Source organism: Brevundimonas sp. LM2 (genome assembly GCF_002002865.1).
Classification (GTDB): domain Bacteria; phylum Pseudomonadota; class Alphaproteobacteria; order Caulobacterales; family Caulobacteraceae; genus Brevundimonas.
On record NZ_CP019508.1, the window covers coordinates 1920651 to 1936441 of the forward strand.

Sequence of the window (15791 nt, forward strand, 5' to 3'; positions counted from 1 at the left end):
CATCGCTGCAAGGGGTCATTAGATGTCGATCTGGTGGTGCGGTCATCTGTCTGGCCTGTTTGCGTGGTGTCTATGACTGCTGGCCCTGATGGAGTCCGCGGGTCAGGTCCCTCTCTGTCCAACGAGCGTAAGGCTCCGCCAGCACCTCGGATTGTCCTGACTACGGCCGCTATCTGATCGCCATCGTCCCTTTGCCCCCTTCCAGTTTGGAGCGACGACCGGATCGGTCGTCGCAATCTCGATCAGGCCATGACCGGCGGCCTCTAGGTCTCGCCGCGAGCCCTGACAGCCCAGGCGACCCGGGCGGTCTTGTTGGCCATGGTGACGGTGGCGAGTCGTGCCCGACGGCGTTCCAGCAGGGAACGGACCCAAGAAGCCGAGGCCAGGGATGCTCCAGTTCGAACCGTCGGATCACCGAGGTCGCTCCAACGACCAGAAGCTTGCGGAGATAGCCGTCGCCCATTTTGGAGATGCGACCCAACCGATCCTTGCCACCGGAAGAGTTTTGACTTGGAACCAGACCCAGGAAGGCGGCGAACTCGCGGCCCTAGCGGAACAGCGCTGGGTTGCTGATGCTGGCCGACAGGGGGGTGGCTGTGATGATACCGACCCCGGGAATAGTCGCCAGGCGCTGGCTGACCTGGTCCTGACGATGCCAGGCCAGAAGCCGCCGTTCAAGTTGGTGGATCTGCGCCGCCACGACCAGGAGATGGTCCGCCATCATCAGGAGCGTGGAGCGAGCCCAGGATCCTGTTATCCGCCTGGCGGACGCGTCGCTGATCTAGGCAGATCACCCGAGCGCTGCAGCGAGTCGTCCTGCAATTCGCGTCGCTGCGTCTTTGACGGGGCTGTCGGCGAGGTGAGCATAACGGGCGGTGGTCTGAACCTGGGTGTGACCGAGCAGTTTGCCGATCATCGGCAGCCCTTCGCCGGCGAGGACGCCGTCTGAGGCGAAGGTGTGCCGCAAGTCATGAATGCGAACATCGTCCAGATCCGCCGAAGCTCGGATGCGACGCCACGGATGCTGCAAGTCGGTCAGGTGCGTGTTCGGCAGTTTCCCGACGATGACATAAGGATTGCCGTCTACCTCGGGAAGCTTCCGAAGAAGCTTAACGACGGCGGCACCGAGGTAGACGGTCTTCGCGCCGGTCTTGCTGTCGGGAAGTCGGATACGCGACGCGCCCAGATCGACGTAGCTCCACTTCAACCGCTGGATCTCCCCCAGGCGACAGCCAGTCAGGAGCAACAGCCGAAAGGCGGCGACGGCGAAACGGCTTTCCGCACCTGAACGTTCGGCCGCGTTGAGGGCTGCGCCCAGGCGCTCGATTTCCCCGGGAGAGAGAAAACGCTCACGCTTGCGTTCAGGGAAAGGGCGAACGTCGTCGCAAGGGTTCGTCCGGCGATCCCGCATGCCCCAAACCTCGGCTAGGTTCATCATCTTCGACAGCACGCCCAGCACCCGATTGGACTGGTACGGGGTGTGGGCATACTTGCCGTGCAGTTCGGCAGCATCTGCCGAGGTCACCGTCCGAACCCTCTGCTTGCCAAAGAATGGATTGATGAACAGCTCCACGGCGCGGCGGTACTCGTACTGCGTGGAAGGTTTGCAGCGCACCTCGACATGCTCTTTGAGAAAACGCGCGCCGAGTTCGGGGATGGTCGCCGCCTGGCGTTCCATATCCCGCAGCGTAGCGGGGTCATCGCCGCCGCCCCGCACGGCTCCCAGCATCCGGTTCGCCTCCCGCCGGGCGATCTCGGCCGTAACCGGCCCGTGCGGGCCGATCATCACCCGGCGGGTTCGGCCGTGCCGACGGTACTGGATCAGGTAGAAGCGCTTGCCGCTCGGCATGACTCGGACACCGAACCCCGGCAGATCACCGTCGAACACGATGTAATCCTTTTGTCGAGGCTCTAGCCGGTCCACGATTCGCTTGGTCAGGTTCTCGCGGCCCATTGTCAGTATCCTTTCTCTACGTCCCGGTTTCCAGCTGCGATTCCGTGGCAGTGAGGTGGAAGCATGAGCTCGGAAAGCCAGGCGAAATACATCGTAGAAAGGATGATTCAGGAACACGTCGAGATCAACAGAAAACGCGATGGCGTATGGCCTTAGCGTGACTTTGGATGCTTTATAGTACTATACAATAAATCTAAAAATCGTCCTCATAACCTGAAGGTCGCAGGTTCAAATCCTGCTCCCGCACCCACTTTCATAGTATTATCGCCGTCCTGGTCCACCAGGGCGGCGATTTTGCCTTGTACCGTCAGCGCGAACGCTCCACGCTCGGGCAGGGGCCTCACCACGACCGTTTCGATGAGCCGACGCACCAGGTCCCGCGCGTCCATCGCGGCTTCGCTTTCGCTGCGTTCTAGAGCGCGCTCCAGCGACGCCACGACCTCTCGATAGTGATCGGCCATCCGTGGGTGCAAGGCGACGATCGAAACGGCCGGCGCGGTAGCCAGTTCTGTCTGAAGTTCTGACCGTCGAGTCTCTAGCATCGACAGCCGATCGCGGACGGCCAATCCGGTCATGACGCCGTCGGCGACTTCGTCGACCAGTCGGTCGGCGCGACGCTTCACCTCGGCGAGCTCGGCCTCGGCCTTGGATCGGCCCAGCGCCAGCGTTCGAGCGTCGGACTCCGCTGCTCGTCGCGCTTCCTCGACAGCAATCGCCACGCGTTCCGGGGCCAGAAGGCGGTCCTTGATCGCGGCCAGGACACGGGCCTCGATCTCGCGTCCCTTGATACCCCGGCCATTCGTGCAGACCGACGGTCCCTGCTCACGACGGTTGGAGCACATGAACCTGTGGTCGTCGCCACTGCGAACGAGCTTCCCGCCGCATATCCCACAGGTGAGCTTGCCGCTGAGAAGATGGGTCGGCCGGACCGAACCCCGAGCAGCTTTCTTTTGAGGGCCAAGCCGGTTCTCTTCGTATCGCTCCCGAACCTTTAGCCAAAGCTCTTCGGGAATGATCCTTAGGTCGGGAACGGGGGACCGGACGATATCCTGGACGTCCGCCGTCCGAGCCCGGCGTTTGCCGGTACGGCGGTCCTTGACCCACGTCTGACGGCCGAAAACGAGCACGCCCCGATAGAGTTCGTTGTGAATGACGCCGTTTCCGCGCTCCTCATTGCCGTTGATGGCCGACGCATTCCACTTGCCGCCACGGGGGCCGACAATCCCGCGCGTATTTAGCTCATTGACGATCGCCCTGGGGGAGGCACCTGCTGCGTAGCTACGATATATGTCTCGCACCACATCGGCCTCGGCCTCGTGGATATCACGCAAACCTCTGAGGGGCTCTCCGGCTGCGTCGAGCTCTCGGCGAACGCGATAGCCGTAGACGCGACCGCCGGTGTGGCGGCCGGAACGCACAACACCCTGAAGACCTCGTCGCGTCTTTCGGCTGATCTCCTGCAGCTGGAGGGCATTCATCGTGCCCTTCAGGCCCACATGCAGTTCGCTCACCTTGCCTTCGGCTATCGTGCAGATGTCAACACTGTGAAAGCGGAGATCCTCGAAGGTGATGGCGACGTCGGCCTGGGACCGGGGCAGACGGTCGAGGGCCTCGCAGATCACGAGATCGAACTCCCCGGTCTCAGCCCCCGCCATCAGAGCCTGCAACCCCGGGCGGTTCGCAGTCGATGCCCCTGATATAGCGGCGTCTTGGTAGCTCGCGACAACCTCGACACCTTGGCGCTCGGCGAACAGGCGACAGGACGCGAACTGATCCTGGAGAGAGGCAGCGTTCTGAAGATCGCTGGAGTAGCGGGCGTACAAGGCTGCGCGCATCAGGCGTTCGGCTCCAGGGCAGATGAGGCCTCAGGTTGTCGTTCGATGATCATTCGCGCAAGGGCGCGGGCCAGTTCATCCACGAGCGCCTGGCTCCCGTCAGCCGGGTCTCGGGCCATAGCTGGCTGTCGCGGCAGATGGCGGCGGTGGCTTCGCCAACGTGCGACGTAAGGCTTATGGCCTCGCACGGCACGGCTGAAAGCGATGTCGGTTTTGCCGTAGCCGCTGCATTCGAGGCGGGGAGGAGAGTGCACTGATTTTGATTAGACATGGCCCACACGAAAACATGCCGCAACTTTCGTGCGCGACGGAACGTGTAGGGGGACCTTTCTGCTAGGGCTGAAATCCTACGACTGCGTAAACGCGAAGGCACCGGTCAGCTCGCGATCCATCGACTTGCGCGCCGGCCCTTCTAGGCGAAAACGTCCGCCGGTGAGCGGTTCAATGCCCGACAGATCGCCAGGATCGCCTTGATCCCGACGTTGCGTTCGCCGCGCTCGATGCCGCCGATGTAGTTCCGGTGGAGGCCGGAGCGATCGGCGAGGTCTTCCTGACTTAACCCAGCCTCCAACCGCAGCGCCCGCAGGCGCACGCCCAGGTCTCGAAGCTCCGGATCAACTTTCACCCTGCCGACTTGCGGCACGCCCGCGCGCCGAACTACACACTATCAGTGTGATTTCTTTGGAGCCTGATGTTGGACGACCTTATCGAAGAGTATGGAGTTTTCGGCCGGCTGGTCGGGCGAGGGACCTTCCTGTCCGACAGGATGGCCGACGATGTCGTGGCGCTGGTCGCCCTGGATCTGATGACGCAGGCTGTGAAAGCCGGGATGAGCCAGGCTGGGCTCGTCGTGCTGCGTCACGTCTCGTTGGCCTGGATGCAGCAGCGGCGTGCCGGGCGGGACGAGCCGAGGTTCGTCTCGGTGCGACCGGATGACCTTGCCATGGCCATAGACACGGACGTGGACTCTATCATGGCCGCCCTGACAGAGATCTCAGCCCACCTTTCGATGAATCAATTGTGGGAGCGGGATGGCCGGGTCACCCTCAATCTGTCGGCGTGGATCCCGCTGGATGACTCCCGACTGGTGACGGAGCTCGACCGGCTCTGGCTGCTGGATCACGTGGCTGCCGTTCAATCGCATTGCCATGAGGCGAAGCATTTTCTCGACCAGCAACTGAACGCCCCGACCACGCCCGACGCCGAGCGCCCGGAAGCTGTCGCTCGGATGGCCGAACTGCGGGCTCGGAGAGCGGCCTGGGAGGCCCGACAGAAGCTGACTCTGGACGGTACCATTGAGGAGGCCATGGCCGATCTCTGGAAGTTCCACGACGAGGTCGCCGAGCTCGAGCATCTGTATGACTGCGTCGTCGGTCTCCTCGCAGAGGCTGACGGTTACCTCGAGCGGTTTGGCCTCATTTGGAAGGAGCAGGGGCGCGCCAAGTTGCAGGCTCTCAGCCTGCCATCTCGAGTATTTCGCTCGCGATCGAACGCCGGCCTTGAGGTTGGTCTCTGACAATCCGCGGGACACCGTTCTGCCGGCCGCCTGAGCGGCATCGGATGTTTCGGAGGGTTTATGGACCTGCTTAGCGCCGTCCTTGCAATGGCCTTCGGCTTGGCTTTGGGCGCATGGCTCTGGACGTGCGCCATGGCGCTCTTGGGAGCCGAGAGACAGCGAGAGCCGCTAGTGCTTTGCACGGTGATCCTGGCGCTTGTGGGCGTAGTATTTTTGGCCAACGAGCGGTGGGGAACACCCCCTAAATATCGCGCCGACTGCGCGGACTGGAGAGAGCGCTACGAAGACGCCACCACCTTGCTCGACCTTGAACGGGCGAGGGATGGGCTGCGAGAGGGGGGGTGTTCGATTGCAGAAGCGTGAGTGGCCGATGCAATCAGAATCGCACGTCATGGGGATTAAGGAGCTGGCCAGGCACCGAGCTTGGTTGGTGAGGTCGGCACGGTCCATCGGCTCTTTGGGCTGCGTCGTAGCCTAGAGGCGGAAGTGGTCCACGCGGGCCTCTCGAAGGCTCCAAAAGATGGTGTTCCGGAAGCTCCAGGGAGCTATTGAAGTAACGTCTTTCGACGTGCACACCTTACGCACACCTGCAGTACAGCAAGCTATTGTTTCGCAACGGAACAATTAATGCACGAGGGAAGCCACAAGTAGTCTACTTTTTAAGAGGCCCAATATTTATATTGATATCCATATGTTACGGTGGACTACTTATAACCGCCCGTTGCAGGAGCGTCTCTATGCCGTCGCCCTCTAGAGTCCGTCTGTCGGCCTATGTAAGCCCGATTCTCGCAGAGAATTTCGAACGCGAGGCGGAAAGGCTCGGGCTGTCCACCAGCGGCCTCTTGGAACAGCTGATCAAAGAGTGGGCTCCGACCTCCGAGCAGTACCTCGCACGGCAGATGGGACACCAGACGATGATGTCCCTGACCTTCATTGCCGCCCTGGCGAAGAAGAGTCTGACAGAGGCCGAATTCAAAGATGCGAGGGTCATGGGTGTTCAGGCCGGCAAGCTCGTGTTTGGCGATGTGCCGCCTCTTCCCTTTGCGCCGGACCTGGAGGGTCCGGTCGATCCGCGTCTTGATGCTCTTCACAAGGCTCTTATGGATCGCTAAGGCGTAGGTCCCCTACAGACTTGGACCGCGATCGCACTGCGGGCCGCCCCGTCTTTGAACAGACGGGGATTTTATGAGCCGACCCAGCAAGGGTAACTTCTCCGCGTGGCTGCGCGGGGGCCAGAATATTGGTCACACCTTCGATATGATCCGCGAGGTCCTCGCGCGTATCGTGATCGTCCTCATCCTATGGCGCGTAGTGAGCGTCGTATGCGTCCTCCTTCGCGTCTCCGAGGAGGAGCAGACCCACGGCACCCAGTGCTTCATGGCGGGCCTTTTTGAGTGGGTTGGTCCGCCGTCACCCCCGACCATCAGCCTGCCCACACCCGGCTATGGTCCGCGCCCATACCCGGTGTCCAAGGTCAGCACCTGCCCATCGGTGTTTCTCTATGCGGCGGCCTACCGTACCCACGCCATGCTTGGTCCCGGACTTTGGCTCCGCGCTGGTTTCCTCCTCGTCGGCCTCATCAGCACCCGGGGCTTTCCCACTCCCAATCATCCTGACAACCCGGCTGGTCAACTGGCCAGCCAGGACGACAAGCCCGGCATCGAAATCTCCGACGACATGGAGATCCAATAATGCTGTCGGTCAGCTCGATCGGCAGCGCAGGCGGCGCGGCCGAATATTACGGTAAGGACGACTACTATGTGACCGGCGAAGCCGATGCGCCCGGCGTCGAATGGAAGGGCAAAGGCAGTGAGCAGGCGGGGCTGAAGGGCGTCGCATCAGCCGGTGAGTTCCGCGACGTCCTGCAGGGGAAACATCAGTCGCTGCGGGACCCTAATCGCCAGGCGAAGCCGGATCAGAACCACCGGCCGGGTTGGGACCTTACCTTCTCCGCCCCCAAGAGCGTCAGCCTGGCCTACCTGGTCGGCGGCGATGATCGCCTGGTGCAAGCGCACCGCGTTTCAGTCAATCGGGCAATGGCCTATGCGGAGAAGCACTTCGCCGTCACCCGAGTGCGCGAGGCAGGCAAGATCCGGGAAGTGCAGACCCGGAACCTCGTTTACGCCAGCACCGAGCATTCCACCTCTCGTAAGGGCGACCCGCAGCTTCACACCCACAACGTCGTCGCCAACGCAACTTTCGATAAGTCCTCCGGGAAATTTCGAGCTGTTGAAAGCCTTCATCTCTACAAAAACATGAAGCTGCTGGGTGCCGTCTATCGGGCGGAACTGGCGAAGGAGGTCTTGGGGCTCGGCTATGACGTCCGCAGGAACCCGGCGCAGGGGACCTTTGAGTTGGCGGCCTACAAAGAGGCGGCTCTCAGCACCTTCAGCAAACGAAACGCTGACATTCGGGATGCCATTGCCCAGGCAATGAGGGAGAAGGGCACGCTGACGGGCGCCCAACGGGATGCGCTCGTTCTGAAAGGCCGGCCCAAGAAGCTCGATGTGCCCCGAGCCGAACTACAGGCCCGCTGGCGAATGGAGGCCAAAGAGGTTGGCCTGGACAACCGCAGCATCGTAGCGCGGGCAAAGACCAGCGCCGAGCCGGGCGCGGACGTCACTCCTGCCCGGTCGGGCCTTTCCGCCAACATTATCGTGCGGTTGGCCCAGGCCCTCGGCCACCTTGGCGCAAAAGTCGATCCGGCCGCGCGCACCGACCCTTACGGCGGCAACCGGGCTGCACCTTCGCGCGACATTGAAGCCCGCGAGGCCACCAGCTTCGGCATAAGGGTCATGGAACAGGGCAAGGCGGTCTTCACCCAACACGAAGTCGTCGGCCACGCCCTCGAAATCTCGAAGGCTGGCATGACGGTCGATCGTGTCCTTGGCGAACTAGCACGACTGAGCGCAGACGGTCGACTTCTGCAGGCAGACCAAACCATCCGGGAGGGAATCACGACCAAGGCGGCCGTCGCCTTGGAGCGATCACTCGTCGCGGCGATCGAAAGCGGGAAGGGGGCAGCGACACCGCTCATGAACCCCCAGGCTGCAGCAAGCCATCTTATGCGGCTGCGGGATAGCCCCATCGAAGGCCTCCGGCTCAACGAGGGGCAAACAGCGGCCGCGGCGCTGCTGCTTACGAGTCCTGATCGCTATGTCGGCGTCCAGGGCTTCGCCGGCGGGGGCAAGACGACCATGTTCCGGGTGGTCAAGGAGGCCGCCGAAAACATGCGGCGCTCAGCTGACCGGGCTGGCTCCAAACAATCAGGCCGCGAAGGCCATGAGGGAAGGGGCAGGGATACCGTCCCAGACGATCGAGCAGTGGTTAAGCCGAACCGAGTCGGCGCTGGCCGAGGGCGGTGCCAGGGCCGCTGAACATAAGGCCGCGTGGGCGGGCCGTACGGTACTCGTGGACGAGTCTTCGATGCAGTCCAATGCCCAGGCCGACCGTCTGATGAAGGCATCGGAGGCCCTTGGTCTGGCCCGAATGATCTATATCGGTGACGAGCGCCAGCTGGGTTCTCCGGAAGCTGGCGCACCATGTCGCCTCGCGCTCGGGAGCGGCCTTCAACACGCTCAGATGACCGAGATCATCCGGCAGAGGGACCCAGTCCTTTTGGCCGCCGTGACCCATATGGCCAGGGGCGACATCACCAACGCCATTAGGGGCCTCGGCGACCGCGTCGTAGCTGTCGGCGCAAATGCGACGGACATCGATCTCGCCAAGGCCGCCGTCGTTGCATGGAGCGATTATCGAACGACCCGGGGCACAGCGCCTGCCGTCATCGTCCCGACAAATGCCCTCAGGGCCGAGGTCGGTCAGATGATCCGGTCGGATCTCATAGCCAGCGGCGAACTGGGGCAGGTGCGAGAGGTGCCCACCCTACGGCAGATCCGGATGACGTCGGCCGAAGCTGCAAAGGCCGCCTGTTACACAGAGGGCCAGGTCCTGGTGTTCCACACGGGGAACAAGGCGGCCGGAATCGGTCGGGGCTCAGAACTGACGGTCGTAGGCCGCGACGAAAATCGCAACACCTTGGTTCTTGATGACGGGAAGGGGACGAAGCGAGTCCTGGACCTGAATGCGAAGCGCAGAGGCGGGCGGCAGGCCCATGATGCCTACCGGGAAAGCAAACTCGAGGTCCGGGATGGCGACCGCATGGTTTGGGATAAGCTGGACAAGACTCTCGGAGTGCGCGTCGGGGAGAGCTTCACCGTCGAGAAGATGGACAAGGCCGGTTGGACCATCCGCACCGAGGACGGCCAGACCAGAACCGTCCCGGCGTCCGGCCCCATGCTGCGCTTCGTCAGCTACGGTTATGCCGAGACCGCCGACCGGTCCCAAGCCTCAACCTATAAGGACGTCGTCGGGGTCCTTTCGAGCAAGCACGGCGAGGCGGCAACCGAGAGCCGCGCCTACGTCATGATGTCCCGCTCAGCCGAGAATCTGACTTTCATCACCAACGACCCCAAGCTCTTGGTCATAAAGCTGAGCAAGCAGACCGGGTTGAACGCGATCGCCAGCCATGAACTGGCCGGGATGGTTTCAGATATCTCCGGAAAAAACGGTCTGGCGGCTCTCGTCGACGACAGCCTGGGCGGCTCGAAAACTGAAAAGCCGGGCGCGGAATCGGTCCTGCAGAGCGCCGGCGCTTATCCCGAAAAGGCCGATGACAAGGCGTTTGAAAAGGCCCACCAACCCGCGTCGCCAACGCAGGTGCATAGCTTATGACCGTTGCCGTTCAGACCCCTGCTACTCTCCGCTGATTCAGTGCTGGGGAAAACTTCGCCGGATCCGGCCGGCAGGACTGCTTTGCGCCAGTTCCGGTCATTCAGCACCCGGCGAAAAGGCGACACTCGCGTGAGGTCTGGCAAGGCGGAGGCCGCCCGCGACGATCTCTTGGACGAAGTCGACAAATGCGCGGACGCGAGCGGGCATGAGCTCGGAGCGCTGGCAACCGGTGCTGGCGACAACGCTGCATCTCGGATGATCAGGCAAGAGGATCGGCAGAACTGGCATGGCCCGCAGAGGTGTTCTGGCGAACTCTTGGGACACTTCAAAACGAGAGCCCGCGCCGATCGCCCCGTTGGTCTCACACCCTAGCCCTCTTTTCCTTGGAGCCGATTTATGGCCGACGACTACCGAACTCTTCAGATCACCAAGGCTGACGGCGTCGCCACCGTGCAGCTCTCGAACGCGCCGATCAATCTGCTCGATGAGACCCTGATGGGCGAGATTCGGAGGTTCCTTGATCGCGTCAGGTCCGACCCGGGCGTGCGTGTCATCATTTTCGAAAGCAGGGACCCCGATTTCTTTCTGGCGCACGTCGACATGACCCTGGGCACGCGGCCCGAGGCCGTGGCCGAGCTCACCGCCTTCGCGTCGGAAGCGCTCAACCCGTTCCAGGCCTTTGCCGAGGCCCTGCGTGCTCAGCCGCAGGTGACCATCGTCAAGCTGAAGGGGTTGGCGCGGGGCGGGGGCGCGGAGTTCGTCGCAGCGGCGGACATGGCTTTCGCGGCCGAGCAAACCGCGGGTCTGGCCCAGTGCGAAGCCCTGATGGGGATCATCCCTGGCGGCGGAGCGACGCAGTATCTGCCGGCCCGCATGACGCGGGGCCGGGCGCTCGAGGTCGTCCTGGGCGCCGCACTGTTCGACGCCCGAACGGCCGAGCGATACGGCTGGATCAATCGCGCCTTGCCCACGGATACGCTCGACGCGTTCGTCGACACCCTCGCCCGGAACATCGCCGCCCTCCCGAGCGAGATCGTGGCGGCGGCCAAGGCCGCTATTGGTCAGGCGGATCACGCAGCCGGTTTCTTGCGCGAGACCGCAGGCTGGGCCGGTCTCGCGTTCCGGCCGGACACCGCGGACCTCATGGCGGCGCAGCTCAGGTCGGGTGCCCAAACCCGGGAGGGCGAACGCGACCTCGAAGGTCTGCTCCGCCAGGTGCAAGGATGAACGGCCGAAGCCGGCGTCCGCGAGCCTTCAAGCCCCTCGCGTTTGTCGCCGTGCTGGTCGGCTCAAGCCTGGCCGCGACCTCGCACACCTTTGCCCAGACCGACGCCGCCACCGTGGCGATGGCGCAGAACGGCACGTTCATCGCCTCGGCGTTCGACCGCTGGGCGGCGGGCGGAGCGGACTTCTTTGCCACCGTTCTGTCCCAGGATGTCGTCTGGACCATTGAGGGTTCGGGCCCCAGCGCCGGGACCTACCGGGGGCTGGAGGACTTCACCACGCGCGCCATCCGGCCGTTCGCGACCCGGATGCGCGAGCCTGTCCGCCCGGTCGCCACGGAAGTCTGGGCCGAAGGCGATCATGTCATCGCCCGCTGGGAAGGACGCGGCGTCGCCGGCGACGGCCGCCCGTATCAGAACGACTACGTCTGGATCTTCCGCATGGAGAACGGCCGGGCCGTCGAGGTCACCGCATTCCTCGACCTGCCGGCCTATGACGATGTGCTGCGCCGCGTGCCCGCCGCTCCAGCGGAGAGCGACCAGCCTTGAGCCGTCCAGCGCGATGATCTGGAGCCCTTCGAGCCACTCAAGAGAAGAACCATGGCAAATATCGACAAGACCGTCCTGATCACAGGCGGTGCCAAGGCCGACGACGCGGCAAGCGTCGGCGCGGGTCGATGGCTAGCGCCACCGACCCGCCACCGTCTTCAGCGCGCGAAGGCCGCGCGGAGTTCAGCTGCCCCTTGGGCGACCGCCGCGCGAGCCGGCGTGCTCTCGGCCAAGGCGTTCAACATGACGAAGTCATGGATCGTGCCGTTGTACCGCGTCGAGGTGACCGGCACCCCGGCCTCGACCAGATTGCCACCGTAGGCTTCGCCCTCGTCGCGCAGCAGGTCGTTCTCGGCCACGATGATGGTCGCCGAAGGCAGGCCGGTCAGCTGGGCGACCGGCGCGCGCAGCGGGAAGGCCAGCACATCGTCACGACGCTCGGCCGGATAGTTGGCCTCCAGGAAGTAGTCCATCGCCGCCCGTGTCAGGAAGGGACCGTTGCCGAAGGCCTGGTAGGAGGCGTTGTCCGAGACGTCGTCGGTGACCGGGTAGAACAGCAGCTGGTGGCGGATGGCTGGGCCCTGACGTTCCTTGGCCATCAGGGTGACGGCGATCGCCATGTTGCCGCCCGCGCTGTCTCCGGCCACGGCGAGGCGAGAGCCGTCCAGCCCCAGGTCAGCGGCATGGGCCGCGACGTATTCAAGCGCGGCATAAGACTGCTCGTTGTTCTCGGGATAGCGGACCTCCGGCGCATTGTCGTATTCCACGAAGACCACGGCCGAGCGGCTCTGGACGGCCAGTTCGCGGATCAGGTGATCGTGGGTGTTGCGATTGCCCATGACCCAGCCGCCGCCATGATAATAGAGAACGGCCGGCGCCAGGCCTTGCAGGTCGACAGGGCGCACGATGCGGACCCGCACCGAGCCCGTGGGGCCGATGTTCCAGACCAGATCCTCGGTGGTGGTCGGGGCCGAAGCGGGGACGGTTTCCGACTGCACTGAGGCCAGCACGCCGCGCGCTTGGGCGTAGGGAAGGGTGTAGAGCGGCGTGCCGCTGGCTGCGGCTTCCGCGAACGCTTTTGCCGCCGGTTCCAGCACCGGGTCGGCGTGGGCCACGGTTCCGGCGAGCACTGCGGCCGCAGCCAGTCCGGAGAGAAGGGTCGTCTTGGTCATCGTCTTGCTTCCTATGCTTCATGCACGATCATATCGTGTGCGATAGAAATGCTGGGCCGCTACCCCGTTGTCAAGCGGTTGCGATTAGATCGCGCACGATTTATATGTCCGTCATGGAAAAAGTGTCGAAAACCAAATCTGTCTCGGCCGATCCGATGGACGGCCTTCTGTGCTTTTCGGTGTATGCGGCGGGCCTGGCCTTCAACCGCGTCTACAAGCCGCTGCTCGATCGGTTCGGCATCACCTATTCACAGTATCTTGTGCTCGTGGCGCTGTCGGCCGAGGACAGCCAGACGGTCGGGATCCTCGGTCAGAAGCTCTATCTGGAGTCCAATACAGTCACCCCACTGGTGAAACGGCTGGAGGCCGCTGGGCTGGTCACGCGCACGCGCGATTCCCTCGACGAAAGGGTGGTGCGGGTGTCGCTATCGTTGAAAGGACGCAAGGTGGCTGAGGAAGCGCAGCGCTGTGTTCCCGGCGAGATCCAGAACGCCACGGGGCTGAACGACGTCGAGCTGTTGTCGCTCACGCAGCAGTTAACGCGACTAGCGACCACGCTGCGCGACACGACGAGAGGGTCGGATTGATCCAGGCTCGCCGGACGGCGCGGCCGTGACTGCACCGCGGATCGGTATGACCGTCGGCTGCGGCTAGCCCTCAAGTGGGGCGACGTCGCCCTTCGCCTCCCGGAGGCGGCCGGCGTCGGTCGCAGGTGGCCGGCCGAAGATCCGGGAATAGTCTCGACTGAAGTGGGACGGGCTCTCGTATCCGACCATGAAGCCGGCGCTGGCGGCGTCCAGGGCGTCGGTCACCATCAGACGACGCGCCTCCTGCAAACGCAGCTGGGTGCGATATTCGATCGGGCTCATCGCCGTGACCGCCCTAAAATGCAGGTGGAAGGTCGAGCGGCTCATCCCTGCGATCTCCGCGGCCTCCTCGATCCGGCACGGTTCACGGAAGTGGGCGCGAATCCAGAGGATGGCCCGAGCGACCTGGCTGAGACGGCTGTCGGCCGTCGCCATCTGGCGGATGACGTCGCCGCCCGGCCCGGACAACAGGCGGTACAGGATTTCTCGCAAGGTCAGCGGCCCTAAAGCTTCGAGATCGCTCGGCGCATCGAGAAGCCCGATCAGCCGGGACGCTGCGTCGATCAGGTGGGGCGTGGTCTCGTTCAGGGTCAAGCCGGCGGGTGCGTCGAGGCCTGGCCGGGTGGCCCGGTGACGCAGGATCATCTCTCCAAGCTCCCTTATGTCCAGGTCGATCTGCAGCGAGAGGTAGGGCCTGGCCGCACTCGCTTCGATCACCGAGCCCATCACCGGCAGGCCGACCGAGGCGATCAGGAACTGGGCTGGATCGTAGACATAGGCGACCGGCCCCAGCATGGCGCGCTTGCGGCCCTGGGCCACGATGCAGACGGTCGGTTCATAGATGACCGGCATCGGTAGGGTCGGAGTGGCTGACCGGATGAGCTTCACACCGGTCAGCGGCGTCTCGAACGTCCCGTCCGAGGGCGCGTGCCGCGCGATCTGGCCGGCGAGGATCTCCAGAGTGTCCATGTCGATCTCATCCCACAGCGGTTTGGCTACAAAAAGTCGAACGGAAGCACTGGCGGACAATCCGGCAAGCATAGTGGACGGTCCGGCTACCCCGACGCGCGCTCGATGCGGGACAAGAGGTGAAGTCGCAGCCTGTGCAGAGCGACCGACATTTTATCTGTGGAGACCTCCAATGATCTATCCGACCGCGCTTGATGACTACCGTCTGCTCGGACGATCCGGCTTGCGTGTTTCGCCCCTTTCGCTCGGCACCATGACTTTCGGGGAGGACTGGGGCTGGGGCGCCGAAGAGGGCGAGGCCCGGCGGATCTTCGACACCTACGTCGACCACGGCGGCAACTTCATCGACACCGCCGTGAACTACATGAACGGCTCGTCCGAGCGCATCCTGGGCGGCTTCATCAAGGACCGCCGGGACCGGATCGTGCTCGGCACCAAGTTCACGATGGCGAGAGACCCCGAGAACATCAACTCCGGCGGCAACCATCGCTTCAACATGGTGCGGTCGGTCGAGGCGAGCCTGCGTCAGCTCGATACGGACCGGATCGACCTGCTGTACGTCCACGCCTGGGACTTCACGACCTCTCCCGAAGAGGTCATGCGGGCCCTGGACGACCTGGTCAACTCCGGCAAGGTTCTGTACCTGGGCATCTGCAACACCCCGGCCTGGCGCGTGGCTCAGATGCAGACCCTGGCCGACCTGCGCGGCTGGTCACCCTTCGTCGCCCTGCAGATCGAGTACAATCTGCTGGAGCGCACGGTCGAGCACGAGCTGATGCCGATGGCTCAGGCTTTCGGGCTGGGCGTCCTGCCCTGGTCGCCTCTGGGCGGCGGCATCCTGAGCGGCAAGTATCGCCGTGAAGACCTGTCGGACGAAAACAGCGCCGACGTGGCCCGGACCCGCAAGGGCGTGATCGCGTCCAGCGGACATCTGAACGCGCGCGCGTTGAACATCGCGGACGTCGTCAAGACGGTCGCCGCCGAGATCGGCGCATCGCCGTCACAGGTCGCCCTGGCCTGGACCCTGCGCCACCCGGCGGTCGTCTCGCCGGTCATGGGCGCACGCACGCTGGAACAGGCGCAGGACAATCTGGGGGCCCTGCAGCTGACGCTGTCGGACGATCAGCTGGAACTTCTGAACAAGGCCAGCGCCCCGACGCCGATCTTCCCGGCTCGCTTCACCGCGCGACCGATGGTGCAGCAACTGATCCGCGGCGTCTCGACCCTGCTGGATCGTCAATGAGGGGCTCAG

Annotated in this window: 14 protein-coding genes and 1 pseudogene; 9 read left to right on the plus strand and 6 right to left on the minus strand. The window is 63.8% G+C overall.

Features of this window, described 5'->3' with window-relative positions; genetic code table 11:
• Positions 1 to 263: 263 nt before the first annotated feature.
• The 4 genes and pseudogenes from BZG35_RS17650 to BZG35_RS09455 form a co-directional block, all read right to left on the minus strand.
• Positions 264 to 697, minus strand: a pseudogene (locus BZG35_RS17650) (transposase); the annotation flags it as partial.
• Between the two features lie 93 nt (positions 698 to 790).
• Entirely contained in the window at positions 791 to 1954 is a 1164-nt protein-coding gene (locus tag BZG35_RS09440) for a site-specific integrase (RefSeq protein ID WP_077355418.1), read from the minus strand.
• Between the two features lie 206 nt (positions 1955 to 2160).
• The gene (locus tag BZG35_RS09445; protein ID WP_077355419.1) at positions 2161 to 3789 is read right to left on the minus strand and encodes a recombinase family protein; all 1629 of its coding nucleotides are present in this window, start codon (positions 3787 to 3789) and stop codon (positions 2161 to 2163) included.
• Positions 3790 to 4201: 412 nt separating this feature from the next.
• The gene (locus BZG35_RS09455) at positions 4202 to 4432 is read right to left on the minus strand and encodes a helix-turn-helix domain-containing protein (RefSeq protein ID WP_253189135.1); all 231 of its coding nucleotides are present in this window, start codon (positions 4430 to 4432) and stop codon (positions 4202 to 4204) included.
• Between the two features lie 48 nt (positions 4433 to 4480).
• Between BZG35_RS09455 and BZG35_RS09460 the strand changes: the two genes are divergently transcribed.
• The 7 genes from BZG35_RS09460 (at position 4481) to BZG35_RS09495 (ending at position 11811) form a co-directional block, all read left to right on the plus strand.
• Complete coding sequence (locus tag BZG35_RS09460; protein WP_077355421.1) at positions 4481 to 5305, plus strand: hypothetical protein; 825 nt, start codon at positions 4481 to 4483, stop codon at positions 5303 to 5305.
• A 737-nt stretch (positions 5306 to 6042) separates the two neighbouring features.
• Positions 6043 to 6417 carry a hypothetical protein gene (locus BZG35_RS09470; RefSeq protein WP_077355423.1) on the plus strand — a complete coding sequence of 125 codons (375 nt, stop codon included), beginning with the start codon at positions 6043 to 6045 and terminating at the stop codon, positions 6415 to 6417.
• 73 nt (positions 6418 to 6490) lie between these two features.
• Entirely contained in the window at positions 6491 to 6997 is a 507-nt protein-coding gene (locus BZG35_RS09475) for a hypothetical protein (RefSeq protein ID WP_077355424.1), read from the plus strand.
• Positions 6997 to 8682: a MobF family relaxase gene (mobF, locus tag BZG35_RS09480; RefSeq protein ID WP_077355425.1), complete on the plus strand. Its 1686-nt coding sequence runs from the start codon at positions 6997 to 6999 to the stop codon at positions 8680 to 8682. Before BZG35_RS09475 ends, mobF begins: the two co-directional genes overlap by 1 nt.
• A complete protein-coding gene (locus BZG35_RS09485) occupies positions 8588 to 10039 on the plus strand; it encodes an AAA family ATPase (protein ID WP_253189136.1) in 1452 nt (483 codons plus the stop codon). The genes mobF and BZG35_RS09485 overlap by 95 nt, the downstream gene beginning before the upstream one ends.
• Positions 10040 to 10435: 396 nt before the next feature.
• Positions 10436 to 11266: an enoyl-CoA hydratase/isomerase family protein gene (locus BZG35_RS09490; protein ID WP_077355427.1), complete on the plus strand. Its 831-nt coding sequence runs from the start codon at positions 10436 to 10438 to the stop codon at positions 11264 to 11266.
• Positions 11263 to 11811: a nuclear transport factor 2 family protein gene (locus BZG35_RS09495; protein ID WP_077355428.1), complete on the plus strand. Its 549-nt coding sequence runs from the start codon at positions 11263 to 11265 to the stop codon at positions 11809 to 11811. Before BZG35_RS09490 ends, BZG35_RS09495 begins: the two co-directional genes overlap by 4 nt.
• A gap of 158 nt (positions 11812 to 11969) precedes the next feature.
• Here the strand turns inward: BZG35_RS09495 and BZG35_RS09500 are convergent, their stop codons facing one another.
• Positions 11970 to 12983 carry an alpha/beta hydrolase gene (locus BZG35_RS09500; RefSeq protein ID WP_077355429.1) on the minus strand — a complete coding sequence of 338 codons (1014 nt, stop codon included), beginning with the start codon at positions 12981 to 12983 and terminating at the stop codon, positions 11970 to 11972.
• A 104-nt stretch (positions 12984 to 13087) separates the two neighbouring features.
• Here BZG35_RS09500 and BZG35_RS09505 point away from each other — a divergent pair, with 104 nt between their 5' ends.
• Positions 13088 to 13570: a MarR family winged helix-turn-helix transcriptional regulator gene (locus BZG35_RS09505; protein WP_216351838.1), complete on the plus strand. Its 483-nt coding sequence runs from the start codon at positions 13088 to 13090 to the stop codon at positions 13568 to 13570.
• Positions 13571 to 13633: 63 nt separating this feature from the next.
• Here BZG35_RS09505 and BZG35_RS09510 read toward each other — a convergent pair whose 3' ends face one another.
• Positions 13634 to 14539 carry an AraC family transcriptional regulator gene (locus BZG35_RS09510; RefSeq protein WP_077355430.1) on the minus strand — a complete coding sequence of 302 codons (906 nt, stop codon included), beginning with the start codon at positions 14537 to 14539 and terminating at the stop codon, positions 13634 to 13636.
• Between the two features lie 172 nt (positions 14540 to 14711).
• Here BZG35_RS09510 and BZG35_RS09515 point away from each other — a divergent pair, with 172 nt between their 5' ends.
• Complete coding sequence (locus tag BZG35_RS09515) at positions 14712 to 15782, plus strand: aldo/keto reductase (RefSeq protein WP_077355431.1); 1071 nt, start codon at positions 14712 to 14714, stop codon at positions 15780 to 15782.
• Positions 15783 to 15791: the final 9 nt, after the last annotated feature.

Bases quoted from the DNA above. Each gene is read 5' to 3' on its own strand.
- BZG35_RS09445 (WP_077355419.1), bottom strand. From the start codon at position 3,789: ATGCGCGCAGCCTTGTACGCCCGCTACTCCAGCGATCTTCAGAACGCT.
- BZG35_RS09515 (WP_077355431.1), top strand. From the start codon at position 14,712: ATGATCTATCCGACCGCGCTTGATGACTACCGTCTGCTCGGACGATCC.
- BZG35_RS09490 (WP_077355427.1), top strand. From the start codon at position 10,436: ATGGCCGACGACTACCGAACTCTTCAGATCACCAAGGCTGACGGCGTC.
- BZG35_RS09505 (WP_216351838.1), top strand. From the start codon at position 13,088: ATGTCCGTCATGGAAAAAGTGTCGAAAACCAAATCTGTCTCGGCCGAT.
- BZG35_RS09500 (WP_077355429.1), bottom strand. From the start codon at position 12,983: ATGACCAAGACGACCCTTCTCTCCGGACTGGCTGCGGCCGCAGTGCTC.
- BZG35_RS09510 (WP_077355430.1), bottom strand. From the start codon at position 14,539: ATGGACACTCTGGAGATCCTCGCCGGCCAGATCGCGCGGCACGCGCCC.
- mobF (WP_077355425.1), top strand. From the start codon at position 6,997: ATGCTGTCGGTCAGCTCGATCGGCAGCGCAGGCGGCGCGGCCGAATAT.
- BZG35_RS09495 (WP_077355428.1), top strand. From the start codon at position 11,263: ATGAACGGCCGAAGCCGGCGTCCGCGAGCCTTCAAGCCCCTCGCGTTT.
- BZG35_RS09440 (WP_077355418.1), bottom strand. From the start codon at position 1,954: ATGGGCCGCGAGAACCTGACCAAGCGAATCGTGGACCGGCTAGAGCCT.
- BZG35_RS09485 (WP_253189136.1), top strand. From the start codon at position 8,588: ATGAGGGAAGGGGCAGGGATACCGTCCCAGACGATCGAGCAGTGGTTA.
- BZG35_RS09470 (WP_077355423.1), top strand. From the start codon at position 6,043: ATGCCGTCGCCCTCTAGAGTCCGTCTGTCGGCCTATGTAAGCCCGATT.
- BZG35_RS09475 (WP_077355424.1), top strand. From the start codon at position 6,491: ATGAGCCGACCCAGCAAGGGTAACTTCTCCGCGTGGCTGCGCGGGGGC.
- BZG35_RS09460 (WP_077355421.1), top strand. From the start codon at position 4,481: ATGTTGGACGACCTTATCGAAGAGTATGGAGTTTTCGGCCGGCTGGTC.